This is a genomic window from Micromonospora sp. NPDC052213 (genome assembly GCF_040679695.1).
Classification (GTDB): domain Bacteria; phylum Actinomycetota; class Actinomycetes; order Mycobacteriales; family Micromonosporaceae; genus Micromonospora.
Genome location: NZ_JBFAVI010000041.1, coordinates 1 through 23,056 on the forward strand (window position 1 = coordinate 1; position 23,056 = coordinate 23,056).

The 23,056-nt window shown below is 74.6% G+C and carries 18 protein-coding genes; 7 read left to right on the top strand and 11 right to left on the bottom strand.

Going from position 1 to position 23,056, the window contains the following annotated elements; all coding sequences use genetic code 11:
• Nucleotides 1-226: GntR family transcriptional regulator (locus tag AB0L34_RS13190; protein ID WP_363704589.1), on the bottom strand; the 226-nt coding region annotated here is incomplete at its 3' end.
• Here AB0L34_RS13190 and AB0L34_RS13195 point away from each other — a divergent pair.
• The gene (locus AB0L34_RS13195; RefSeq protein ID WP_363704591.1) at nt 129-2,486 is read left to right on the top strand and encodes a pyruvate dehydrogenase; all 2,358 of its coding nucleotides are present in this window, start codon (nt 129-131) and stop codon (nt 2,484-2,486) included. The genes AB0L34_RS13190 and AB0L34_RS13195 overlap by 98 nt on opposite strands.
• Before the next feature lie 52 nt (nt 2,487-2,538).
• Here AB0L34_RS13195 and AB0L34_RS13200 read toward each other — a convergent pair whose 3' ends face one another.
• Together AB0L34_RS13200 and AB0L34_RS13205 are read right to left on the bottom strand one after the other, a co-directional pair.
• Nucleotides 2,539-4,098: a metallophosphoesterase gene (locus tag AB0L34_RS13200; protein WP_363704593.1), complete on the bottom strand. Its 1,560-nt coding sequence runs from the start codon at nt 4,096-4,098 to the stop codon at nt 2,539-2,541.
• A 58-nt stretch (nt 4,099-4,156) separates the two neighbouring features.
• Nucleotides 4,157-5,332 (bottom strand): PQQ-dependent sugar dehydrogenase, encoded by a 1,176-nt coding sequence (locus AB0L34_RS13205; RefSeq protein ID WP_363704595.1) that lies wholly within the window; start codon nt 5,330-5,332, stop codon nt 4,157-4,159.
• Nucleotides 5,333-5,444: 112 nt separating this feature from the next.
• Here AB0L34_RS13205 and AB0L34_RS13210 point away from each other — a divergent pair, with 112 nt between their 5' ends.
• Nucleotides 5,445-6,371: a 2-hydroxyacid dehydrogenase gene (locus AB0L34_RS13210; protein ID WP_363704597.1), complete on the top strand. Its 927-nt coding sequence runs from the start codon at nt 5,445-5,447 to the stop codon at nt 6,369-6,371.
• A 19-nt stretch (nt 6,372-6,390) separates the two neighbouring features.
• Here the strand turns inward: AB0L34_RS13210 and AB0L34_RS13215 are convergent, their stop codons facing one another.
• The gene (locus AB0L34_RS13215; RefSeq protein ID WP_363704599.1) at nt 6,391-6,768 is read right to left on the bottom strand and encodes a PH domain-containing protein; all 378 of its coding nucleotides are present in this window, start codon (nt 6,766-6,768) and stop codon (nt 6,391-6,393) included.
• Nucleotides 6,769-6,973: 205 nt separating this feature from the next.
• Between AB0L34_RS13215 and AB0L34_RS13220 the strand changes: the two genes are divergently transcribed.
• Complete coding sequence (locus AB0L34_RS13220; RefSeq protein WP_363704601.1) at nt 6,974-9,340, top strand: bifunctional diguanylate cyclase/phosphodiesterase; 2,367 nt, start codon at nt 6,974-6,976, stop codon at nt 9,338-9,340.
• A gap of 45 nt (nt 9,341-9,385) precedes the next feature.
• Here AB0L34_RS13220 and AB0L34_RS13225 read toward each other — a convergent pair whose 3' ends face one another.
• From AB0L34_RS13225 to AB0L34_RS13250, 6 genes are read right to left on the bottom strand one after another with little or no spacing between them, the layout of a single operon-like run.
• The gene (locus AB0L34_RS13225; protein WP_363704603.1) at nt 9,386-10,129 is read right to left on the bottom strand and encodes a copper homeostasis protein CutC; all 744 of its coding nucleotides are present in this window, start codon (nt 10,127-10,129) and stop codon (nt 9,386-9,388) included.
• Nucleotides 10,129-11,142, bottom strand: a complete 1,014-nt coding sequence (locus AB0L34_RS13230; RefSeq protein WP_363704605.1) for an asparaginase — start codon at nt 11,140-11,142, stop codon at nt 10,129-10,131. Before AB0L34_RS13230 ends, AB0L34_RS13225 begins: the two co-directional genes overlap by 1 nt.
• Entirely contained in the window at nt 11,139-12,011 is an 873-nt protein-coding gene (locus AB0L34_RS13235; protein WP_357453581.1) for an amino acid ABC transporter permease, read from the bottom strand. The genes AB0L34_RS13230 and AB0L34_RS13235 overlap by 4 nt, the downstream gene beginning before the upstream one ends.
• Nucleotides 12,008-12,652: an amino acid ABC transporter permease gene (locus AB0L34_RS13240; protein ID WP_357453578.1), complete on the bottom strand. Its 645-nt coding sequence runs from the start codon at nt 12,650-12,652 to the stop codon at nt 12,008-12,010. Before AB0L34_RS13240 ends, AB0L34_RS13235 begins: the two co-directional genes overlap by 4 nt.
• Before the next feature lie 15 nt (nt 12,653-12,667).
• Nucleotides 12,668-13,621, bottom strand: a complete 954-nt coding sequence (locus tag AB0L34_RS13245) for a glutamate ABC transporter substrate-binding protein (protein ID WP_363704607.1) — start codon at nt 13,619-13,621, stop codon at nt 12,668-12,670.
• Nucleotides 13,622-13,638: 17 nt separating this feature from the next.
• Nucleotides 13,639-14,367 carry an amino acid ABC transporter ATP-binding protein gene (locus AB0L34_RS13250; RefSeq protein WP_363704609.1) on the bottom strand — a complete coding sequence of 243 codons (729 nt, stop codon included), beginning with the start codon at nt 14,365-14,367 and terminating at the stop codon, nt 13,639-13,641.
• 194 nt (nt 14,368-14,561) lie between these two features.
• Here AB0L34_RS13250 and AB0L34_RS13255 point away from each other — a divergent pair, with 194 nt between their 5' ends.
• The gene (locus AB0L34_RS13255; protein WP_363704611.1) at nt 14,562-15,755 is read left to right on the top strand and encodes an ROK family transcriptional regulator; all 1,194 of its coding nucleotides are present in this window, start codon (nt 14,562-14,564) and stop codon (nt 15,753-15,755) included.
• A 136-nt stretch (nt 15,756-15,891) separates the two neighbouring features.
• Here AB0L34_RS13255 and ilvD read toward each other — a convergent pair whose 3' ends face one another.
• Nucleotides 15,892-17,739: a dihydroxy-acid dehydratase gene (gene ilvD / locus AB0L34_RS13260; protein ID WP_363704613.1), complete on the bottom strand. Its 1,848-nt coding sequence runs from the start codon at nt 17,737-17,739 to the stop codon at nt 15,892-15,894.
• 111 nt (nt 17,740-17,850) lie between these two features.
• Here ilvD and AB0L34_RS13265 point away from each other — a divergent pair, with 111 nt between their 5' ends.
• The 3 genes from AB0L34_RS13265 (at nt 17,851) to ilvN (ending at nt 22,977) form a co-directional block, all read left to right on the top strand.
• The gene (locus AB0L34_RS13265; protein WP_363704615.1) at nt 17,851-20,313 is read left to right on the top strand and encodes a bifunctional diguanylate cyclase/phosphodiesterase; all 2,463 of its coding nucleotides are present in this window, start codon (nt 17,851-17,853) and stop codon (nt 20,311-20,313) included.
• A gap of 188 nt (nt 20,314-20,501) precedes the next feature.
• Nucleotides 20,502-22,388, top strand: coding sequence for an acetolactate synthase large subunit (locus AB0L34_RS13270; RefSeq protein WP_350704741.1), 1,887 nt, complete (start codon nt 20,502-20,504; stop codon nt 22,386-22,388).
• A gap of 73 nt (nt 22,389-22,461) precedes the next feature.
• Nucleotides 22,462-22,977: an acetolactate synthase small subunit gene (ilvN, locus tag AB0L34_RS13275; RefSeq protein WP_363704617.1), complete on the top strand. Its 516-nt coding sequence runs from the start codon at nt 22,462-22,464 to the stop codon at nt 22,975-22,977.
• The last annotated feature ends 79 nt before the right edge of the window (nt 22,978-23,056 follow it).

Genomic DNA, 23,056 nt, shown 5'->3' on the forward strand with positions numbered 1-23,056 from the left:
CGTGCTCGACCCGGGGTTCGGCCACGTACGTACCGTCGCCCTGCCGCCGGTTAACGAGCCCGTCGCGTTCGAGGCGGGTCAGCGCCTCGCGGACCCAACGGTGACGTGCCGGACCCCTGGAGCCGAACGTGAACCGAACCGACCTCGACCTCCTCGACGAGATCCAACAGCGGGTGCTCTGGCTCGCCACCCGGATCGTCGACGCGGCCAACCACGACCGCGACACCGGCGACGGGGTGAAGGTCGGCGGGCACCAGGCGTCCAGCGCCTCGCTGGTCACCGCGATGACGGCGCTGTGGTTCGCGCACCTGGACGCCGAGGACCGGGTGGCGGTCAAGCCGCACGCCTCGCCGGTGTTCCACGCCATCCAGTACCTGCTCGGCAACCTGGACCGGTCGTACCTGACGACGCTGCGGGCCCGGGGCGGGCTCCAGTCGTACCCGTCGCGTACCAAGGACCCGGACGAGGTGGACTTCTCCACCGGCTCCGTCGGGCTCGGCGCGGCGGCGCCGCTCTTCGCCGCCGCGACGCGGCGCTACGTCGACGCGCACTTCGGCGCCCGCCCGCACTCCCGGTTCGTCGCGCTGATCGGCGACGCCGAGCTGGACGAGGGGAACATCTGGGAGGCGGTCGCCGACCCGGCCACCACCGGCCTGGGCAACGTGATGTGGCTGGTCGACTTCAACCGGCAGTCGCTCGACCGGGTGGTGCCCGGGGTGCGGATCAACCAGTGGCGGGGCCAGTTCGAGGCCGCCGGCTGGCACGTGGTCGAGGTCAAGTACGGCCGCCGGCTCGCCGAGGCGTACGCCCGGCCGGGCGGGGAGCGGCTGCGCGACTGGATCGACGCGATGCCGAACGAGCAGTACCAGTCGCTGTTCGGGCTCGCCGGGCCGGCGCTGCGCAAGCAGTTCCTCGACGGCGCGCCCGACGGGATCGAGGCGTTCATCGCCGACATCGGCGACGACGAGCTGGGGCCGCTGGTCACCGACCTGGGCGGGCACGACATGGCGGCGATGCTCGACGCGTACGCCCAGTGCGACGCCGTCACCGACCGGCCCAGCGTGGTGTTCGCGTACACGGTGAAGGGCTGGGGGCTGCCGATCGCCGGCAACCCGCGCAACCACTCGGCGCTGCTCACCACGGAGCAGGTCGACGCGCTGCGCGCCGCGCACGGCCTGACCCTGCAGACCGAGTGGGACCGCCTCGACCCGGCGTCCCCGGCCGGCATCCGGGCCGGCGAGCGCCGGGAGGCGCTGTCCCGCGCGCCCCGCGAGCGGGCGCTGGGGGTCACCGTCCCGGAGGGCACGCGGGTACGCGCCAACAAGCCCATCTCGACTCAGGAGGTCTTCGGCCGGGTGCTGGTCGAGTTGGCCCGCAACCCCGAGGTCGGCCGCTACCTGGTCACCACCGCGCCGGACGTGGCCACCTCCACGAACCTCGCCGGGTTCATCAACAAGACCGGCGTCTTCGCGCCCACCGAGCAGCGTTCCTGGACCGAGGACCGGATGCTGCGCTGGACGGAGAGCCCCGCCGGCCAGCACATCGAGCTGGGCATCTCGGAGATGAACCTGTTCCTGCTGCTCGGCCAGCTCGGCCTGGCCTGGGACCTGTCGGCCCAGCCGCTGCTGCCGGTCGGCACGGTCTACGACCCGTTCGTGCTGCGCGGGCTCGACGCGTTCCTCTACGGCACCTACTCCGGCTCCCGGTTCGTGGTCGCCGGCACCCCGTCGGGCATCACCCTCGCCCCCGAGGGCGGGGCGCACCAGTCGACCATCACCGCGTCGGTCGGCCTGGAGCTGCCGGGGGTGACGTTCCTCGAACCCGCGTACGCGGCCACGCTGGACTGGCTGCTCTGCGACGCGCTCGGCCAGATCGCCGGCGGGTCGGCCCCGTCGGCGACGGCCGCGCCGGCCGAGGACGGGGCGTACTACTTCCGGCTCAGCACCCGCCCGATCGACCAGGCGCCCTTCGAGGCGGCCCGGGCCCGGCTCGGCGACGCGGTGCTCCGCCGGCAGGCGGTCGCCGGGGCGTACCGGCTGGTGGACGCCCACCAGGCGTACCCGCACCTGGCCGACGCCCCGGTCGTGCAGCTCGCCGCCTCCGGCGCGGTGCTGCCGGAGGTGCTCGTCGCGGCGGCGGAGCTGGCCGAGGAGGGCATCGCCGCGCACGTCGTCGACGTCACCTCGCTGGACCGCCTCTACCGGGCCTGGCAGCGCACCCTGCGCCAGGGCGTCCGTACGGCGACCGTGCCGAGCGTGCCCGGCGCGCTGCGTTCGGCGTTCGCCGACCGGGTGCCGGTGGTGACCGTGCACGACGCCGCCTCGCACGCGATGGCGTGGCTCGGCTCGGCGGTCGGCGCCCCGGCGGTGCCGCTCGGGGTGGACGAGTTCGGCCAGTCCGGCAGCGTCCACGAGCTGTACGAGCTGCACGACCTGCTGCCCGGCAGCATCGTCAACGCCGCTCTCGCCGCCCTGTCCCTGCGCTGATCCGGCCCGGGTCGGGTGTCGCGGGCGGTCGTCCGGCACCCGGCCCGGCGGGTCAGCGGGTCGGGGTGGGGGTGACGGGGGCCGGGACGCCCACCTTCGGGTTCTCCACGATGTGCCGCTCCAGGTTCACCTGCGCCTGGCCGGTGCCGCCCACGGTGATGTCGTCGTACGCCTGGAGCAGCTTGTCCTTGTCGAAGTAGAGGACGCTCATCGTCAGCGGGGTGGGCTTCTCGCCCTCCAGACCGCGCAGCCCGGCACCGCCCGTGGAGCCCTGCACGAGCAGCTGGGTCGGCATCTGCCCGGGCGCCTCCGGCAGCTTCGACACCTGCCGGCTGTGGGTGTGCCCGGCGAGCACCAGCGGGCAGGCGCCCGACAGCGGGCCGGCCGAGGCCGGGTCGTGCACCAGCGCGATGTTCACCGGCTGCGGCGAGCTGCGCACCGTGGCGGCGAGCTGGTCGCCGGCACCGATCACCTGGTCGGCGACCTGCTTGGTGAGGCCGCTGCCCGCCGGCGAGGTGTTCTTGTCGGGCGTGAAGCGCGGGTCGCCGATGCCGGCGATGGTCAGCCCGGCGACCGTGGTGGTGGTGTTGTTGAGCACGATCGCGTTCGGCTGGCGGGCCACCGCCGCCGCCGTCCGGCCCGAGTCGTGGTTGCCGCGGATGTAGACGTACGGCTTCTTGAGCAGGCCGATCGAGCCGACGTAGGAGGCCTCCGGCTCGCTGCCCCAGTCGGTGATGTCCCCGGTGTCGATCACCACGTCGATGCCGAACTGCTCCACGACGGTGCGGATGAGCTGCCAACCGGTCGGGTTGAGGTGCATGTCGGAGACGTGCAGCACCCGGGTCGTGCCGGGGGCCGGCTCGTAGACCGGCAGCGACGACACGGTGGTGTAGAGCTGGCTGACGTTGCCGACGATGTGCTGGAGCTGCTCGGCGTAGCGGGTGTAGTCGTTGGCGATCCGCCGGGCGTCGCCGACGATCGCGGGGGCGTTGACCAGCAGCCCCTCGTAGCGTGGCTCCTCGATGGCCTGCGGCCGGAGGGTCGCCGCGGCGGCGCCGAGGCCGCCGGCGGTGATCACCAGCGCCAGCCCGCCGGCCCAGGCCGCGCGGCGGGCGTCGCGGAAGACCAGCAGGGCCAGCAGCAGGGTCACCAGCACGGCCGACGCGAGCGTACGCAGACCGAGCCGCATCACCCCCTCGCGGACGTCGTCGACGGCGGTCTGGCTCGCCCGGTTGATGCTGGCCGGGTCGTCGATCAGCGCCTGGACGCGGCTCTGGTCCAGCGCGCCCAGCTCGACCGTCAGGTGCGTCGGCCCGTCGTGGCTGTCGAGCAGCAGCGCGCCCAGCGGCGGGATGTCGACGGTGGTGCTGCCGCTGACGGCCGGGGCCACCGTGAGGTCCGCCTGGAACGGGCCGATGTCGGTGCTCACCCGGCCGCCGGCGAGCACGCCGACGACCACCCCGACCAGGGCGACGACCAGGACCGCCAGCGTCACCCCGGTCGCACGGAGCGCGCGCCGGCCGGCCCGGTCGGGGTCGCCCCGGCGGGCACCACCGGTCACCGGGGCGTCCTCGTCCCGGTGCTCGTGCTGCTCGTTCTCCTGCCCGTCCATGTTGAGATTCTGACCTGCCCAGTGAGGGATCTTGGTAAACCCGGCCGAGCCCGTCGGGTCAGCTCCGGCCGGCGCCGCCGTCGGCGAAGACCAGACGCAGCAGCCGGTCGTCCTCGGGCGCGGGGTCGCCCCGCCCGTCGTGGTTGGAAGTGCTCACCCAGATCGAGCCGTCGGGCGCGGCGGCCACGGCCCGCAGCCGCCCGAACCGCCCGGTCAGCAGCTCGCGCGGCTGGCCGAGCACCGTGCCGGTGTCGGTCAGCTCGACCAGCCACAGCCGCTTGCCGCGCAGGCACGCGGTGACGAGCAGCCGGTCCGCGGCGGCCAGCCCGGAGCAGGAGGCGTCCGACGTCGGCCACTGGGTGATCGGGTTGACGTAGCGCTTGTCGTCGTCGCGCCCCTCGACCTGCGGCCAGCCGTAGTTGCGCCCCTTGGTGACCTGGTTGATCTCGTCCCAGGTGTTCTGGCCGAATTCGACGGCGTACATCCGTTTGCCCGGGTCCCAGGCGAGCCCCTGGACGTTGCGGTGGCCGAGGGACCACACCGGGGACTTCGGGAACGGGTTGCCGGGCGCGGGCTTGCCGTCCTTGGTGATCCGCAGGATCTTCCCGCCGAGATGCTTGACGTCCTGCGCCTGCGGCCGGTCGCCGGCGTCGCCGGTGCTCGCGTAGAGCAGGCCGTCCGGGCCGAAGGCGAGGCCGCCACCGTTGTGGATGCCCGCCTTGGGGATGCCGGTGAGGATCGGGGTGGGCGTGCCGCCGAGTTCCAGCCGGGCGATCCGGTTGTCGCGCTCCGTCGTGTAGTAGACGAAGACCGACTTGTCGCGCTGATAGTCGGGGGAGACGGCGATGCCCATCAGCCCGCCCTCGCCGGACGCGGCCACGTCGGGGACGGTCTGCACCGGGGTGACCTTCAGCCCGTCGGGCCCCGACTCGGGGCCGACCCGCAGGATCCGGCCGCTGTCCCGCTCCGTGACCAGTGCGGCGCCGTCGGGCAGGAAGGCGATGCCCCACGGCACCCGCAGGCCCTTGGCCAGCACGGTGGTGACCACCTCACTGCCGGCGCCGCCAGCGCTCGCCGTCGTCGAGGGGGTCGGGAAGGTCGGCGGCTCGCCGGCCGGGTCCGGCTCGGGCTCGCCGAAGCTGCAACCGGCGGCCGCGAGCAGCAGCGCCGCGCACGACGCCGCCAGGGCCGCCCGGAGGCGGCGGGTGCGAGGGTACGGGGGACGGGCGCTCACCCGGCCCAGGGTAGCCCGCCGGGGCGCCGTACCGGGGCCGACGGATCGGACCGGGTGACGCGATGCGCCCCGCCCGGCCGGCGGCCCGGCCGGGGGCCTATCGTCGGCGGGCGTGAAGGTATGGATCCCGCACGAGTCCGGCCGCGCGCTCCTCGGGGAGCTGCCCCGGGACATCACCGTCGAGGTGGTCGAGGACCCTGCCCGGCTCCCCTCGGAGGCGGCCGGTGTCCGGTTCTGGGTGCCGCCGTTCCTGGCCGGCGGCGACGCCACCGCGCTGCTGGGCGAGCTGCCCGACCTGGCGGTGGTACAGCTCCTCTCCGCCGGGGCGGACGCCTGGGCCGGCCGGATCCCGGAGGGGGTGACGCTCTGCGACGCCCGGGGCGTGCACGATCCGTCCGCCGCCGAGTGGGTGGTCGCGGCGATCCTGTCCCAGCTGCGGGCCTTCCCGGCGCTGGCCCGGGCGCAGGCCCGGCGCGAGTGGGCGTACGGGGAGGTGGCCCCCACCGACGAGCTGGCCGGCAAGCGGGTGCTGATCGTCGGGGCGGGCTCGATCGGCTCGGCGGTACGGGACCGGCTCGCGCCGTTCGAGGTGAGCTTCACCCTGGTGGCCCGGACCGCCCGCCCGGATCAGGGGGTGCACGGCGTCGAGGAGCTGCCGGGCCTGCTGCCCGAGGCCGACGTGGTGGTGCTGCTGGTGCCACTGACCGAGCAGACCCGGGGGCTGGTCGACGAGACGTTCCTTGCGGCGATGCGGGACGGCGCGCTGCTGGTGAACGCCGCGCGCGGGCCGGTGGCCCGCACCGAGGCGCTTGTCGCCGAGCTGCGGACCGGCCGGATCTCGGCCGCGCTGGACGTCACCGACCCGGAACCGCTACCGGCCGACCACCCGCTGTGGGCGATGCCGAACGTGCTGCTCACCCCGCACGTGGCGGGCTCGGTGCGCGGCCTGCTGCCACGGGCGTACCGGCTGGTCGGGGAGCAGGTCCGGCGGTTCGCGGCCGGCGAGCCGTTGGTCAACGCGGTCGTGGACGGCTACTGACCGGCGGCGGCGTGGCGGGTCAGCCGGCCGCGTCGGGCAGGTCCTGGCCGGTGGCCTCGACCAGCCGCGGCAGGTCGGCGCCGCGGACGGCCGGCAGCAGCACCGCCTGGCCGTCGTCGAGTCGGGCCACCGCCCGGCCCCGTGCGTCCGGGGCCAGCTCCACGACCCGGTCCCAGCTGATCCGGCGCTGCCCGACCAGCGCCCGCAGGCGCAGCTCGCGGGCGTCCACGTCGGTGCCGGCCCGCCACGCCCAGACCCCGACGGCGAGCGGGACGAGCAGCACCGGCAGCAGGTACCACCGGGCGCCGGCCAGCGGCAGGGCGCCGATGAAGGCGATGATCGCGGCGGCCAGGATCGCCTGGTTGTGCCGGAAGCGGACGGTGTCGGAGCTGCTCACCTCCCGATGATCCCACCCCCGCCGCCCCCGGTACGCGTCGGGCGGCGCCGGGCCCCACCCGACGGCTGGCAGTGACGAGGGCCACTGTCGCCTCGGCGTCACCGCGCGCCTGCGCGCTCGTTGGCGATAGATGGGCAGCGGACCCACCTCGTTCCGGCGCCCCGCACCGCCGCACCGCCCGTGCCCCCTCACGAAGGCGACCGCCGTGCCCCTCGCGTACCCGTCCCACGCCCCCGCCCGCCGTCCGGCCGTGCCGGAGACCCTCGTCCTCGCCGCCGTCGCGCTGCTCCTGCTCGCCGGCGCGACCGGTCGCATGCCGGCCCCGGCCGTCGTGGCGCTGGCGGGCGCCGCCGGCTCCGCGCTGGCCGGCGCGCGGCTGTCCCGGCTGGCCGCCGGCCCGCCCACGCCGGCGCCCAGCCGTTCCCGGGCGGCCCGCCGCGCGGCGCCGCCCCGTCGCGTCGCCGTGCTGCTCGACGCCGCCGTGGTGACGGCGGGGCTGGCCGCCGCCGTCCTCCCGCTCGCCGACCCCCGCCACCGGCCCGCCGTCGCCGTGGCGGGGCTGGTCGTCGCCGCCCCGCTCTTCGCCGCCGGGCTGCCTTCGCAGGCACGGACGCCGCACCCGGCCGCCCGGGTCCGGCTGCGGCGGGCCCTCGACGCGACCGCCGCCGGCCTCGGGCTGGTCCTCGCCGGTTGGCTGCTGCTGCCCCGCGACCGCCTCGACCCGCCGGCCCGGCTCGCGGCGGCGGTGGCCCTCGGCGGGCTCGCGATCGCGGTGCTCACGGCGCTGACCGGGCCGCACCGGCGCTCCGGCGCCGCCCGGTGCCGGGGCGGCGCGGCGCTCACCCTGCTCGGGTTGGCGTTGCTGGCCGCGCTTCCGGTCGGGACGTCGCCGGTCCGGGCGGCGCTGCTGGCCGTACCGCCGCTGGTGGGCGGGGTGCTGCTGACCGCGGCGGGGGCGCGGCGGACGGCCCGGCCGCAGCCCGACCCGCCCGCTCTGCCCACCCTCGTGTGGCCCCGGGCGGTGGTCCCGGCCGCCGCGGCCGTGGCGGCCACCGGCTGGGAGCTCCGCTCCGACGGGCCGCCGGACCTCACCGCCGTGCTGCTCGCGCTCGCGGTCGCGCCGCCGCTCGTGCTCCGCGACCTGCTCCGGGCGGGCGAACCGCCACCGTTGCCCCCCGCTGCCGTCCCGCCGGGGCCCGCCGAGGCGCCGGGGCCCGCCGACGCCGCGGCGACCTGCGCCGGGGCGGCACCGGCCCGCGTCGACACCATGCCCACCTGCGCCGAGGCGCCGGCGGCCCGGCACCGTTCGCCGGGGACCGGCCGGTCCGGCGGGCCGGCGGGCCGCGCCGAGCTGCTGCGGGCCCTCGCCGCGCTGCGGGACGCGCCGTCTCCCCGCGGCGCGCTGCTCGTCGTTGACCTGCACGTCCCCGGCGCCACCGCCGAGGGGCCCGGCCACGCTGACCGGGAGGCCGTGACGGCCGAGGTCGCCCGTCGCGCCCGCGCCGTCGTCGGCCCCGGGGACCTGCTCGCCGACCTCACCGCCGCCGGCTTCGCGGTGGTCACCGGGACCGGTTCCGTGCTGGCGTACGCGCTGGGCACCCGGCTGCTCGCCGCGCTCACCCAGCCCTACCAGGTGCCGGGCGGGGTGCTGCGGCTGCGGGCCAGCATCGGGCTGGCCGAGGTTGCCGGCACCGCCCCGGAGGACCTGCTGCGCCAGGCCGACCTGGCCCGGCGGCGGGCCGTGCAGCTCGGCCGGGACCGGGTCGAGTGGTACGACGCCTACCTGGAGGAGCAGCTCGTCCGCCGACTGGACCTGGAGCGGGAGCTGCCCGGGGCGGTCGCCCGGGGCGAGCTGGACCTCGTCTACCAGCCGGTGCTCGACCTGGCCGACCGGCAGCCCGTCGGCACGGAGGCGCTGCTGCGCTGGCGCAGCCCGGTGCTCGGCACGGTGCTCCCGGCCGAGTTCCTGCCGGTGGCGGAGGACCTCGACATCGTGGGCGAGCTGGGCTGCTGGGTGCTGGACCGGGCCTGCCGGCAACTCGCCGCCTGGTCGGCGGGGAGCCGGCAGCTCTGGATGGCGGTCAACGTGACCGTCCGGGAGCTGGCCGCGCCCGACTTCGTGCCCCGCACGGCGGCCGTGCTGGACGCGTACGGGGTGCCGCCCGACCGCCTGGTGGTCGAGGTGGCGGAGCCGAGGGTGGCCGGCGAGCTGCCGACCGTGGTGGCCCGGCTGGCCGGGCTCCGTTCGCTGGGCATCCGCACCGCGCTGGACGACTTCCGGGCCGAGCACGCCTCCCTCGCCCAGCTCCGCCGGCTGCCGATCGACCTGCTCAAGGTCGGCCCGCAGCTGGTGGACCCGGCGGACCCGCAGCGCCCGCTGATCGACGTGGTGGTGGCCGTGGGGGACCGGTTGGGGTTGGACATCGTGGTGGAGGAGCTGGAGTTGCCGGGCCTGGTCGACGGCGCGCGCCGGGCCGGCTGCCGGTACGGGCAGGGCTTCGCGCTGGCCCGCCCGGCCACCGCGGAGCGGGTGGAGGCGTACTTCGAGGAGTTCCCGTCGGCGTCGCGCTGACCGCTGGCCGGCGGGAAGGGGCGCCTGGCGGCGCCCCTCACCACGTCACGCCCGCGCGGCCGCCAGCACCCGGCCGACCAGTTCGCCGGAGGTGCCGGAGCGCTCGTACTCGGAGCGGTGCAGGGAGCCGCCCATCCGCGGCGCCGGGTTGCGGTGCACCGCCGGGCCGTCCGAGGTCACCAGCGCCGCGAAGTGGTACTCCTCGGCGTTCGTCGCCTCGATGATCCGGGCGATGTTGCGCGGCGTGATGCCGCCGCCCGGCATGATCACGATCCGGCGTTCCGCCCGGCGGACCAGCTCGGCGATGAGCGGGGCACCCTCCAGCACGCTCACCTCCTGACCCGAGGTCAGCACCCGGTCCACGCCCAGCCCGACGAGCTGCTCCAGCGCCTCGAACGGGTCCCGGACCATGTCGAACGCCCGGTGGAAGGTGACGCTGGCGCTGCCGGCCGCCTCGATCAGCTTCCGGGTGGTCGGTACGTCGATGTCGCCCTCGGCGGTCAGCGCCCCGATCACCACGCCGTGCGCACCGGCGGCCACCGCCGCCCGCACGTCGCGCACCATCGCGTCGACCTCCGCCGGGGAGTAGATGAAGTCCCCCGCCCGCGGCCGGACGATGACGTGCACCCGGATCCGGTCCACGCTGCGCAGGGCCGTCTCGATGGTGCCGATGCTGGGGGTCAGCCCGCCCTCGAAGAGCGCGGAGCAGAGCTCCACCCGGTCGGCGCCGGCCGCCTCGGCGGCGACCGCCCCCTCGACGCTGTCGATGCAGATCTCGAATGTCGTCATCAGTCTTCCTTCTCCTTGCGGGGTCCCGCGGTCCAATCGATGGCGGCGGTGATCGCGCCGACCGGTTCGCCCCCGCCGAGCACCGGCACCCGGCGCAGTTCCCCGGCGCCGTCGACCGGTACGCCGGCCGCGTCCAGGGCGGCGAGGGCGATGGCGGTGGTGGCCCGGGGGCTTCCGTCGACCACCTTCACGGCGACCGCGTACCCGTCCGGGGCGGCCACCCCGAGCACGCCCTCGGCGCCGCCCTTGGCGAGCACCCCGGGCAGCGCCCGCATCAGGTCGGTGTTCGGGTGGCCGTGCCAGCCGCCGACGTGTTCCGGATGGCGGAGCATCGCCTCGGCGACCCGCGCCTCGTCGCTGCCCGGCTCCGCCAGGACCAGGGCCTGGAACGTGCGGGCCAGGCCGGTCAGCGGCAGCCCGAACAGCGGCGCGCCGCAGCCGTCCACCGCCACGGTGGTGACCGGGGTGCCGGCCAGCCGGCCGATCGTGGCGGCGATCTCGCGCTGCATCGGATGTGCCGGGTCCAGGTAGTCGTGCGTGGACCAGGACCGGGCGGCACAGGCGACGAGCATCGCGGCGTGCTTGCCGGAGCAGTTCATCCGGATCCGGCTCCGCCGGTCGCCGTCGCGGATCAGCCGTTCCCGGGTCGCCTCGTCCTCCGGCCAGTCCACCGGGCAGCCGAGCGCCTCCTCGCCGAGCCCGGCGGCGGCCAGCAGTTCGCGTACGACGGCCACGTGGCGGTCGTCGCCGGTGTGGCTGCCGGCGGCGATGGCCAGCCCGGTGCCGGTCAGCGCGCGGGCGGCCGGCGACGGGGCGGCGGTCGCGGCGGTGAGGCAGGCCAGCGCCTGCGCCGGCTTGAGGGTGGAGCGCGGGAGCACCGGCTCGTCGGGTACGCCCGCGGCGAGCGCGACCGCTCCGGACGGGTCGAGCACCACCACGCTGCCGAAATGCCGGCTCTCCACGAAACCGTTGCGGGTCACCCGGGCCAGTTCGGCGTACGGGACAGTGGTCACCGGGCGGTACCCCCTTGGACGAGAAGTGACGTCGCCGGATCCGGTTCGGCCGGCTTGCGGCGTCCGGTGAGGCGACCGTTGCGGGCCTGCAGCACCCGGGCGAACTTCGACAGCGAGGCGTTGACCACGAGGTAGATCAGCGCCACCACCAGGAAGGTCTGGATCAGCAGGTTGGTGTACGAGGAGAGCACCTGACCGCTGTAGAGCAGTTCGGTGTAGCTCACCACGAAGCCGAGCGAGGTGTCCTTGAGCAGCCCGACCAGCTGGCTGACCAGGGAGGGGGCGAGCTGCAGCAGGGCCTGCGGCAGCACGACCAGCCGCATGACCTGTCCCCGCCGCAGCCCGACGGCCAGGCCGGCCTCGGTCTGGCCCCGGTCCAGCGCCTTGATGCCGGCCCGGAAGATCTCGGCGAACGCCGCCGAGTTGGAGACCACCAGGGGCACCACGAGCTTCCAGAACAGCGGAAAGTTCAGGCCGTACTGCGGGAGCGCGAAGAGCGTCACGTAGATCAGCAGCAGCGCGGGTACGGTCCGGAAGACCTCCACGTACGCGCCCGCCAGCCAGCGCACCGGCCGGTGCACCGACAGCCGGCCGAGCGCGAGCAGCAGGCCGAGCGCGGCGCTGAGCACGGCGGTGGCCGCGGCGGCGCGCAGCGTGGCCCAGAGCCCGTCGAGCAGGTAGCGCCAGATCGGCCAGGTGGTGAAGGGCTGCCACCTGTCGGCGGCCAGTTCGCCGTAGCTCGCGAACCGGTGGACCGCCCAGGCGAGCCCGCCGAGGACGGCGAGCGCGCCGAGCACGGTGGCGATCCGGATCCGCCGGCGGGCCCGGGGGCCCGGCTCGTCGAAGAGGATCTGTTGGGTCGGGTTCATCGGACGATCGCCAGCCTTCGTTCCAGCGCGCCGGTGAGCCGACCGATCAGCAGCGCCAGCAGCATGTAGGCGAGGCCGGCGCCGGTGAAGACGGCGATCGGCTGGGCCTCGACGAGGTTCACGTTGTTGGCGGCCTGGGTCAGCTCGACCACCCCGACGGCGGCGGCCAGGGAGGTGTTCATCAGCAGCGCGATGCAGATGTTGCCCATCGGCTGGATCACCGCGCGCAGCCCCTGCGGCAGGATGACGTACCGCAGGGACTGGCTGAAGGTGAGCCCGATGGCGCGCGCCGCCTCGGCCTGCCCCACGCCCACCGTGTTGATCCCGGCGCGGATCGCCTCGGCCAGGTACGCCCCCTCGTAGGCGGCGATCACGATGGCCGCCGAGGTGAACAGCGGGAACGAGATGCCGATCGTCGGCAGCGCGAAGACGAAGAGCACCAGCAGGGCCAGCAACGGCAGGTTCTGGAGCCCCTCGACGTAGACGGTGCCGACGGTGCGCAGCAGCGGTACCGGGCAGATCCGCAGTGTCGCCACGACGATGCCCAGCAGCATCGCGCCGATGGTGGTCACGACGGTCAGGTGGACCGTCGTGACCAGCCCGTGGCCGAGTACGTCGAGGTGTGCGGTGAGGGCGTCCATGTCGGGGAGGGATCCTCAGGAGCCCTCGACGGACCCGATCGCCGGCGGGGTGGGCGCGCCGCCCTCCACCACCGAGCCGAGGGTGCTCTCCCACACCTTCGCCCAGGTGCCGTCGGCCTGGATCTTCTTGAGCCAGTTGTTGACGAACTCCTTGAACTGGGCGTCCTCGCGGTTGAGTCCGATGCCGTACGCCTCGGTGGTGAACGGCTCGCCGACCACCTTCATCCCGGGGTTCGCCTTGGCGCCGGAGGCGAGCAGCGTGAAGTCCTGCACGTACGCGTCGCCGCGCTTCTGCAGCAGCGCCTGCACGGCCTGCGGGTCGGTGGCGAACGCGACCTGCTTCGACCCGGGCGCGGCGGCGGGCAGCGCGGTGACCGCCGGGGTGTTCGCGCCGACGATGACCGTCTTCCCGGCCAGGTCCTGGACGCCCTTGATGCCCGTCTCGTCCTTGCGTACCGCGACCGCCAGGCCGGAGGTCAGGTACGGCCCGGCGAAGGCGACCTGGGTGGCCCGCTGCGGGGTGATGGTGTACGTCTGGAAGACGGCGTCGACCGACTTCGCCTGGAGCATCGCCTCCCGGGTCTGGGTGCCGATGGTCACCGTCTTCACCTCGGGCTTGCCGATGATGTACTTGGCCAGCAGCTTGGCCATGTCGGCGTCGAAGCCCTCGATCTGGCCGCTGACCGGGTTCTGCTGGGACAGCAGCGGGGCGTCCAGCGAGCCGCCGATGGTCAGGTAGCCCTGCTTGCGGATCCGGTCCATGGTGGAGCCGGCCGGGATCTCGGCGTCGGAGGCCACGGGAGCGGCGTCGTACACCGACTGGGCGACCTTCTCGCCGCCCGGCCCGCCGGGCACCGTCGGCCCGGAGCCGCCGTCGCCGCAGCCGGCGGCGGCCAGCGCCACGGCCACCGCCGTGGCGGCCATCGTCACCGCGCGGCGTCGCGTGAGGTTCCTGTGCAGAATCGACATGCCACCCTCCTCGGGGGTCAGTGCTGGAGGATCTTGGAAAGGAAGTCGCGCGCCCGCTCGGTACGGGGGGCGGCGAAGAACTCGTCGGGGGCGCCGGACTCGACGATCCGGCCGTCGTCCATGAAGACGACCCGGTCGGCGGCGCGGCGGGCGAAGCCCATCTCGTGGGTCACCACGATCATGGTCATGCCCTCGGCGGCGAGGGAGACCATCACGTCCAGGACCTCGTTGACCATCTCCGGGTCCAGGGCCGAGGTGGGCTCGTCGAAGAGCAGCACCTTGGGCCGCATCGCGAGGGCGCGGGCGATCGCCGCCCGCTGCTGCTGGCCGCCGGAGAGCTGCGCGGGGTAGCGGTCGGCCTTGTCGGCGATGCCGACCCGGTCGAGCATGGCCAGCGCCTGCTCGCGGGCCTCGGCCTTGGCCATCCGGCGGACCTTGGTGGGGCCGAGCGTGACGTTGTCGAGCACCGTCCGGTGGCCGAACAGGTTGAACGACTGGAAGACCATGCCGACGTCCGCGCGCAGCCGGGCCAGCTTGCGACCCTCGGCCGGCAGGGGCTCGCCGTCGATCTCGACGTCGCCGTCACCGGCGACCTCCAGCCGGTTGAGGCACCGGCAGAGGGTCGACTTGCCGGAGCCGGACGGGCCGACCACGACCACCACCTCGCCGGCGGCCACGGTCAGGTCGATGTCCTTGAGCACGTGCAGCGGGCCGAACCACTTCTGCAGGCCGCGGACGGCCACCATCGGCCGGTCCGGGCGCGCGGACCCGGTCCGCCCGGCGAGACCGGTTGCCGTCGTCGGTGCCACAGCTCGCCCCACTTTCTGCGATGTCCGAACAAAGATTTGTGCTGGCCGAACCAACGCGGCTCATCTAATGCGAGCGACCAAACCAAGTCAACAGGTTGCCGGAAGAAAGTTGGGATGCTAAGAAACCTGGCGTGACGATTGACGACGCCCCGCGTGACGGTCTCCGCGGCGGGCCCCGCGATCTGCTCCGGCTGGTGGCCAGCGGGGCGGCGGTCAGTCGTGCGGACCTCGCCCGGCTCTCGGGGCTGTCCCCGTCCACCGTCTCCCAACGGGTCGAGGCCCTGATCAGCGAAGGGCTGCTCCAGGAGACCGGGGCGGGCAAGTCACGGGGTGGACGACGGCCCCGTCAGCTCGCGGTGCCCACCGGTGGCGCGCTGATCGGCGCCGTCGACCTCGGGGCGCACCACGCCCGGCTCGGCACCCTCGACCTCTCCGGCCGGGTGGTCGAGGCCCGGTCCCGGCCGGTCCGCATCGAGGACGGCCCCGAGGCCGTACTCGGCGCGTTGCTCGACGACCTCGCCGCGCTGGTGCCCCCCGCCGACGCGGTGGTGCCCGGCCAAAGGGGAGGCTCCGCCGCCGGCGTCGACGGGCTGCGGGGCATCGGGATCGGCATCCCCGGGCCGGTGCAGTCCGGCACCGGCCGGATCGTCAGCCCCTCCCGGATGCCCGGCTGGAACGGCTTCGACGTCGGTGCCTTCTGTGCACAGCGCACGGACGTACCGGTCATCGTGGACAACGACGCCAACCTCATGGCGCTCGGCGCGCACCGGGCCGCCCACGCCCATCTGGACCACGCGGTCTACGTCAAGGCCGGCACCGGCATCGGCGCGGGGGTCATCTCCGGCGGGGTGCTGCACCGGGGCGCCCAGGGCTCCGCCGGGGACATCAGCCACTGCCGGGTGGTGGCCGACGCGGCGCCGCTGTGCAGCTGCGGCAACACCGGCTGCCTGGAGGCGGTGGCCAGCGGGGCGGCCCTGGTCGCCGCCCTGCGGGAGCAGGACGTGCCGGTCGACGACCTGACCGGCGTGATGCGGCTGATCGAGGACGGTGACCGGCACGCCACCGCACTCGCCCGCCGCGCCGGCCGGGCGATCGGCGAGATCCTCGCCGTGGTGGTCAACTTCTTCAACCCGCAGGTCGTCGCGATCGGCGGCCGGCTCGCCGAGTGCGAGCCGTTGTTGGCCAGCATGCGGGCGACCCTCTACGAGCGCTGCCTGCCGCTGGCCACCGAGGCGCTGCTCATCGAGCGGGTGGTCGCCGGCCCGGACGTGAGCATCATGGGCGCGGCGCACCTGGTCATCGACCGGGTCGTGGACCCGTCCTGACGCCGGTTTCGAACCCGGGCGGGTCGGCGTGAGCCGGGCGTCGCCCGGAACGTCGGTCCGCGCGTGGTGAGCACGTGCTCCGGCGCCCGGCCGACCAGCTCGGCCGGCCGGGCGCCGCTGCCGGCACGGGCCGGCGCTACTCCGGGACGCGGCGGTAGGCGCCGTCGCTGGCCGAGGTCGCCATCGAGGCGTACGCGCGCAGCGCCGCGGAGACCGGCCGCTGCCGGTCGACCGGGGTGTACGGCCGGTCGCGCTTCTCCTGGGCGACCCGGCGGGCCTGGAGCACGTCCTCCGGCACGTTCAGCTCGATCGAGCGGCCCGGGATGTCGATGACGATCTCGTCGCCGGGCTCGACGAGGGCGATCAGCCCGCCGGAGGCGGCCTCGGGGGAGACGTGCCCGATGGAGAGGCCGGAGGTGCCGCCGGAGAAGCGCCCGTCGGTGAGCAGCGCGCAGGCCCGGCCCAGCCCCCGGCCCTTGAGGAAGGAGGTGGGGTAGAGCATCTCCTGCATGCCGGGGCCGCCCTTCGGCCCCTCGTAGCGGATCACCACCACGTCGCCGGCGACGACCTCCTTGGCGAGGATCGCCGACACGGCGTCGTCCTGGGACTCGTAGACCTTGGCGGGGCCACGGAAGGTCAGGCACTCCTCGGGCACCCCGGCGGTCTTCACCACGCAGCCGTCCGGGGCCAGGTTGCCGTGCAGGATGGCCAGCCCGCCGTCGGCGCTGTAGGCGTGGGCGAGGTCCCGGACGCAGCCGCCGGCCGCGTCGGTGTCCAGCGACGACCAGCGGTTGGTGGTGGAGAACGGCTCGGTGGTGCGCACCCCGCCGGGCGCGGCGTGGAACAGCTCGACCGCCTCCGGCGACGGCGAGCCGCCCCGGACGTCCCAGTCGGCCAGCCAGCGTTCCAGGCTGGGGGAGTGCACCGCGTGCACGTCCCGGTTGAGCAGGCCGGCCCGGTTCAGCTCGCCGAGGATGGCCGGGATGCCGCCGGCCCGGTGCACGTCCTCCATGTGGTACTGCGGGGAGTTCGGCGCGACCTTGGCCAGGCAGGGCACCCGGCGGGAGATCGCGTCGATGTCGGCGACGTCGAAGTCCAGCTCGGCCTCGCGGGCGGCGGCGAGCAGGTGCAGGATCGTGTTGGTCGAGCCGCCCATCGCCACGTCCAGGGCGACGGCGTTCTCGAACGCCGCCCGGCCGGCGATCGCGCGGGGCAGCACGGAGGCGTCGTCGCCGTCGTACCACCGCTTGGCGATCTCCACGGCGGTGCGGCCGGCCTCGACGAAGAGCGACCGGCGCGCGGCGTGGGTGGCCAGCGTCGAGCCGTTGCCCGGCAGGGCCAGCCCGATCGCCTCGGTGAGGCAGTTCATCGAGTTGGCGGTGAACATGCCGGAGCAGGAGCCGCAGGTCGGGCAGGCCGACCGCTCGATGGCGCCGAGCTGGTCCTCGGTCACGGCCTCGTTGGAGGCCGCGACCATCGCGTCGATCAGATCGATCTTGGAGTGCACCACGCCCTCGATCGCCACCGTCTTGCCGGCCTCCATCGGCCCGCCGGAGACGAAGACGGTCGGGATGTTCAGCCGCAGCGCGGCCAGCAGCATGCCCGGGGTGATCTTGTCGCAGTTGGAGATGCAGACCAGGGCGTCGGCGCAGTGCGCGTTGACCATGTACTCGACGGCGTCGGCGATCAACTCCCGGCTGGGCAGGGAGTAGAGCATGCCGCCGTGGCCCATGGCGATGCCGTCGTCCACCGCGATGGTGTTGAACTCGCGGCCCACCCCGCCGGCCTCGGCGACCGCCTCGGCGACCAGGCCGCCGAGGTCCTTGAGGTGCACGTGACCGGGTACGAACTGGGTGAAGCTGTTGGCGATGGCGACGATCGGCTTGCCGAAGTCGTCGTCGGTCATCCCGGTGGCCCGCCACAGGGCCCGGGCGCCGGCCATCGTCCGACCGTGCGTGGAGGTCTTCGACCGCAGCTCAGGCATGCCTACCAGTGTTGCACCGCCGCCGGAGCACCCGCCGGGGGCGCGCGCCGTGTCCCAAAGGATGCACACCCGGGGCCCCACGCGGGACCCTCATCCGGCACAGTTGGGGACGTGCATCTCCCCCCGGGCGTGGTCGCGGCAGCGGTGCTGTGCGGGCTGGTCGCGGCGGCGGCCAGCGCGCTGTCGGCCGCCGACGCCCGGCGGCGGTCCGGGCCGCACCGGCAGGCGCACGCGCTGCTCGCCGCGGCGTCCGCGGTCGCGCTGGCCGGCCTGCTGGTCGGGCTCGCCGTGGCGTTCGCCGCAGCCGGGCACGGGGCGCACGGGCCGGACCAGCGTACGGGCTGGGCCACCGTCGTCGCGGTCGGCACGACGGTCAGCGGGCTGCTCTTCGCCGCGGGGCTGCTCCGGCTGCCCGGCGTGGCCGCGTCGGCGGCGGCCGCGGTGCGGCTGGCGCTCGACGGCGTGGTGATGGCGGCCGCGTTCTGGTTCGTCGGCTGGGTGCTGTTCTCCGAGCCCACCCGGCTGCTCGGCGACGCCACCCCGCTGGCCTGCCCGCCGATCCTGCTGGCCACGGTCAGCGCGGCCCTGACCGCCGGGACCGCCCTCGTCGTGGCGTTCCGCGCCCCGCCCCCGCGCCGGTTCCTCGCCGGTCTCGGCGCCGGGGCCACCATGGTGACCTGCGGCGGGCTCGGCGTCGCCACCGGCCTCTGCCAGGCCGGGCCGGAAGTGGCGCTGGCCGGGGCGGGGGCGCTCGCCGCCGGCCTGGGCGCCGCCGCGCTGGCCGCCCGACGGGTGGACGCGGCCGGCCAGGCCGACCTCGACCTGATCCGCCGCGACGGCGACCACGCGTTCGTCCCGATGTTCGCGATGGCCGCCTCGGCGATGTACCACCTCCTCCACGACGGCCGGTTCGACGCGCTGGGCATCGTCGCCGGCAGCGTCGAGGGCTTCGCCCTGGTGGCCCGGCAGTACCTGACGCTGCACGACGTGCGCGGCTACGCCCGGCGGCTCGTGGAGCGCGAGGCGCACTTCCGTGAGTTGGCGCACACCGACCCGCTGACCGGCCTGGCCAACCGGCGGGGGCTGCTGCGGGCGCTGCACCGCTGCGCCGAGGCCGGCACGCCCTGCGTGCTGCTCGGCCTCGACCTCGACGGCTTCAAGAACGTCAACGACATGCGCGGCCACGACGTCGGCGACGCAGTGCTGGCCGAGGTGGGCCGGCGGCTGCGCGGCAACCTGCGCCCCGGCGACGTGGCGGCCCGGCTCGGCGGCGACGAGTTCGCGGTGCTGATGCACGGCTGCCCGGCCGACGCGGACCGGGTCGCCGAGCGCCTGCTCGGCGTGCTCGGCCGCGCCTACGACCAGCCCGAGGGGCCGGTCTTCCTCTCGGTGAGCATCGGGTTGGCGGGCTGGGCCGGGGAGCCCGACGTGGAGCTGCTGCAGCGCCACGCCGACCTGGCGCTGCGCTACGCCAAGCAGCGCGGCAAGAACCGGATCGAGCGCTACGACGCCGAGTACGACCAGCTGCTGCGCCGGCGCACCACGCTCGAACACGAGCTGCGCGGCGCGATCGAGCGTGACGAGCTGCGGCTGGTGTTCCAGCCGGTGGCCTCGCTGCCCTCGGTGCGTCCGGTCGGCGCGGAGGCGCTGCTGCGCTGGCGCCACCCGACGCTGGGCAACGTCCGCCCCGACGAGTTCATCCCGCTGGCCGAGGAGTGCGGGATGATCGCCAAGCTGGGCGCCTGGGTGCTGCACCAGGCCTGCTACCAGCTCTCCCGCTGGCTGGCCGACGGCCACGACGTCTGGGTCTCCGTCAACGTCTCGCCGCGCGAGCTGCACGCCCCGGAGTACGTGGTCCAGGTCGCCGAGGCGCTGCGCGCTCACCACGTGCCGCCGCAGCGGCTGGTGCTGGAGGTCACCGAGCACGCCGTCGCGACCGACCTGGACGAGCTGATCCGGCGGCTGACCGCGCTGCGGCTGACCGGCGTCCGGATCGCGCTGGACGACTTCGGTGCCGGCTATTCCTCGCTGGGGCAGCTGCGGCGCCTGCCGATCGACATCCTCAAGATCGACCACAGCCTGGTCGCCGAGCACGAGCCGGTGCGGCCCGTGGACCGGGACGGCCCGGCCTTCGCGCCGATGGTCGACATCGTCATGCGGCTCGGTCACCAGCTCGGCCTGGAGGTCATCGCCGAGGGGGTGACCACGCGCACCGAGTTGGCCGCCGTGGTCGCCGCCGGCTGCCGCTTCGGCCAGGGCGCGCTGTCCGGCTGGGGCGTACCGGCCGAGCACCTGGGGGCGATGCTGAAGGCGGCCACGTCCCCCGGCGCCCGGCCGGCCCCCGCCCCGGCCCCGCCCGTGTCGCCGCCCCGGCGGCTGCCGACGGCCCCCACCTCCGTCTCGCCGGCCCCGCCGCCCCGGCGGCTGCCGACGGTGCCCGCCCCGCGCCCGCCCGAGCCCGAGTCCGGGCAGGTGGAGCGGGGTGCGCATGCCCCCCGGACGGGTGAATCTCCGCCCTCCGTTAACCAACATGTGGGATCAGTTGACTCATCGCGTGAGATGCGTCAGGCTTGACCGCATGTCGTCGTACCGGTCGCTGCGAGTACTTACCTGAGCGCACTCTCCCTGTCGAGAGTGCGCCGGCCCCGTGCAACCTGCACGAGGGCTTTTTTGTTGCCGTCGAACCCATCGACGGGGGCCCCGTGCCCCGCGTCACACCGCTCGAACAGCCGCACCCACTCCAGCCGAGGGGCTGAACCGCAATGACGAGACCCACGCCAGAGACACTCGCCCACTCCGCCCGGCGCGCCCGCCCGGCCGCCGAGCCCGCGACCGACGCCGACCACGCCGGCGCCACCCGCGCCGCGGCCACCCCGGCCGTCCCGGGGGTACGCACACCCGCCACGGCCCAGGTCTCCGGAGCCGGCTCGCTCGTGCGGTCCCTCGAGGCGCTCGGCGTCGACGTCGTCTTCGGCATCCCCGGCGGCGCGATCCTGCCGGCGTACGACCCGCTCTACGACTCCACGGTCCGGCACATCCTGGTCCGTCACGAGCAGGGCGCAGGGCACGCGGCGACCGGCTACGCCCAGGCGACCGGCCGGGTCGGCGTGTGCATGGCCACCTCCGGCCCCGGCGCGACGAACCTGGTCACCCCGATCGCCGACGCGTACATGGACTCGGTGCCGATGGTGGCGATCACCGGCCAGGTCGCGCGGCCGGCGATCGGCACGGACGCCTTCCAGGAGGCGGACATCCAGGGCATCACGCTGCCGATCACCAAGCACAACTTCCTCGTGCAGAACGCCGAGGAGATCCCGCGGGTGCTGGCCGAGGCGTTCCACCTGGCCGCCACCGGCCGGCCCGGGCCGGTCCTGGTCGACATCCCCAAGGACGTCCTCCAGGCGCCCACCACCTTCACCTGGCCGCCGACGCTGGACCTGCCGGGCTACCGGCCGACCCTGCACCCGCACGGCAAGCAGATCCGCGAGGCCGCCCGCCTGATGACCTCCGCCCGCCGCCCGGTGCTCTACGTCGGCGGCGGCGTGCTCAAGGCCGGCGCCACCGAGGGGCTGCGCCGGCTGGCCGAGCTGACCGGGATCCCGGTGGTCACCACGCTGATGGCGCTGGGCGCGTTCCCCGACTCGCACCCGCAGCACCTGGGCATGCCCGGGATGCACGGCACCGTCGCCGCCGTCTACGGGTTGCAGAAGGCCGACCTGATCGTGGCCCTGGGCGCGCGCTTCGACGACCGGGTCACCGGCAAGCTGGACTCGTTCGCCCCGGACGCGACGGTGGTGCACGCCGACATCGACCCGGCCGAGATCGGAAAGAACCGCCACGCCGACGTCCCGATCGTCGGGGACGCCCGGCACGTCATCGACGAGCTGATCGCGGCGGTGACCACCGAGCAGTCGGCCGGCCACCGCGCCGACACCGCCGACTGGTGGACCCAGCTCGACGACCTGCGCCGGCGCTACCCGCTGGGCTACGAGGAGCCGGCCGACGGCACCCTCTCCCCGCAGTACGTGATCAAGCGGCTCGGCGAGATCGCCGGCCCGGACGCGATCTACGTCGCCGGGGTCGGGCAGCACCAGATGTGGGCCTCCCAGTTCATCTCGTACGAGAAGCCGTACACCTGGTTGAACTCCGGCGGCCTCGGCACGATGGGCTACGCGGTGCCGGCGGCGATGGGCGCCAAGGTCGGCAAGCCGGACACGGTGGTCTGGGCGGTCGACGGCGACGGCTGCTTCCAGATGACCAACCAGGAGTTGGCCACCTGCGCGCTGGAGGGCATCCCGGTCAAGATCGCCCTGATCAACAACGGCAACCTCGGCATGGTGCGGCAGTGGCAGACCCTCTTCTACGGGGAGCGCTACTCCAACACCGACCTCGGCACCCACAAGCACCGCATCCCCGACTTCGTGAAGCTCGCCGAGGCGCTCGGCTGCGTCGGCCTGCGCTGCGAGAACGCGGAGGACGTCGACAAGACCATCGAGGCCGCGATGGCCATCAACGACGCCCCGGTGGTCATCGACTTCGTGGTCGGCAAGGACGCCATGGTGTGGCCGATGGTCGCCGCCGGCACCAGCAACGACGAGATCATGTTCGCCCGGGGCGTCCGCCCCGCCTTCGACGAGGACGAACTCTGACCATGAGCGAGCGAATCATTCGGTTCCGCCCCCACCCGCGTCAGGACGCGACCGTGCGCAGCGAGGTCGTGGCATGACGATGCACACCCTGTCCGTGCTGGTGGAGAACAAGCCGGGCGTCCTGGCCCGCGTCTCCGGCCTGTTCTCCCGGCGCGGCTTCAACATCGACAGCCTCGCCGTCGGCGAGACCGAGAACCCGGACGTCTCCCGGATCACCATCGTGGTCAACGCCGAGTCGTCCCCGCTGGAGCAGGTGACGAAACAGCTCAACAAGCTGGTCAACGTGCTCAAGATCGTCGAGCTGGACCCGCAGGTCTCGGTCGCCCGGGAACTGCTCCTGGTCAAGGTGCGCGCCGACCGCGCGGCCCGGGCCCAGGTCCTGGAGACGGTCGGCCTGTTCCGGGCCCGGGTGGTCGACGTGGCACCGGACACGCTGACCATCGAGGCCACCGGCACGCCGGACAAGCTCGACGCGCTGCTGCGCGACCTCGAGCCCTTCGGCATCAAGGAGATGGTCCAGTCGGGGCTGGTGGCGATCGGGCGCGGCTCGCGTGCCATCACCGCCGGACCCTCGCTCCGGGCCGCCTGACCCCGGCCGCCCACGCGACGCGCCGCCCGACCCGCCCGCCTGGCCGGGCAGCGCGCCGCCGGAAACCGCCATTCGCACA

Bases quoted from the DNA above. Each gene is read 5' to 3' on its own strand.
- AB0L34_RS13200 (WP_363704593.1), bottom strand. From the start codon at position 4,098: ATGGACGGGCAGGAGAACGAGCAGCACGAGCACCGGGACGAGGACGCC.
- AB0L34_RS13225 (WP_363704603.1), bottom strand. From the start codon at position 10,129: ATGACGACATTCGAGATCTGCATCGACAGCGTCGAGGGGGCGGTCGCC.
- AB0L34_RS13235 (WP_357453581.1), bottom strand. From the start codon at position 12,011: ATGAACCCGACCCAACAGATCCTCTTCGACGAGCCGGGCCCCCGGGCC.
- AB0L34_RS13240 (WP_357453578.1), bottom strand. From the start codon at position 12,652: ATGGACGCCCTCACCGCACACCTCGACGTACTCGGCCACGGGCTGGTC.
- AB0L34_RS13245 (WP_363704607.1), bottom strand. From the start codon at position 13,621: ATGTCGATTCTGCACAGGAACCTCACGCGACGCCGCGCGGTGACGATG.
- AB0L34_RS13250 (WP_363704609.1), bottom strand. From the start codon at position 14,367: ATGGTGGCCGTCCGCGGCCTGCAGAAGTGGTTCGGCCCGCTGCACGTG.
- ilvD (WP_363704613.1), bottom strand. From the start codon at position 17,739: ATGCCTGAGCTGCGGTCGAAGACCTCCACGCACGGTCGGACGATGGCC.
- AB0L34_RS13270 (WP_350704741.1), top strand. From the start codon at position 20,502: ATGACGAGACCCACGCCAGAGACACTCGCCCACTCCGCCCGGCGCGCC.
- ilvN (WP_363704617.1), top strand. From the start codon at position 22,462: ATGACGATGCACACCCTGTCCGTGCTGGTGGAGAACAAGCCGGGCGTC.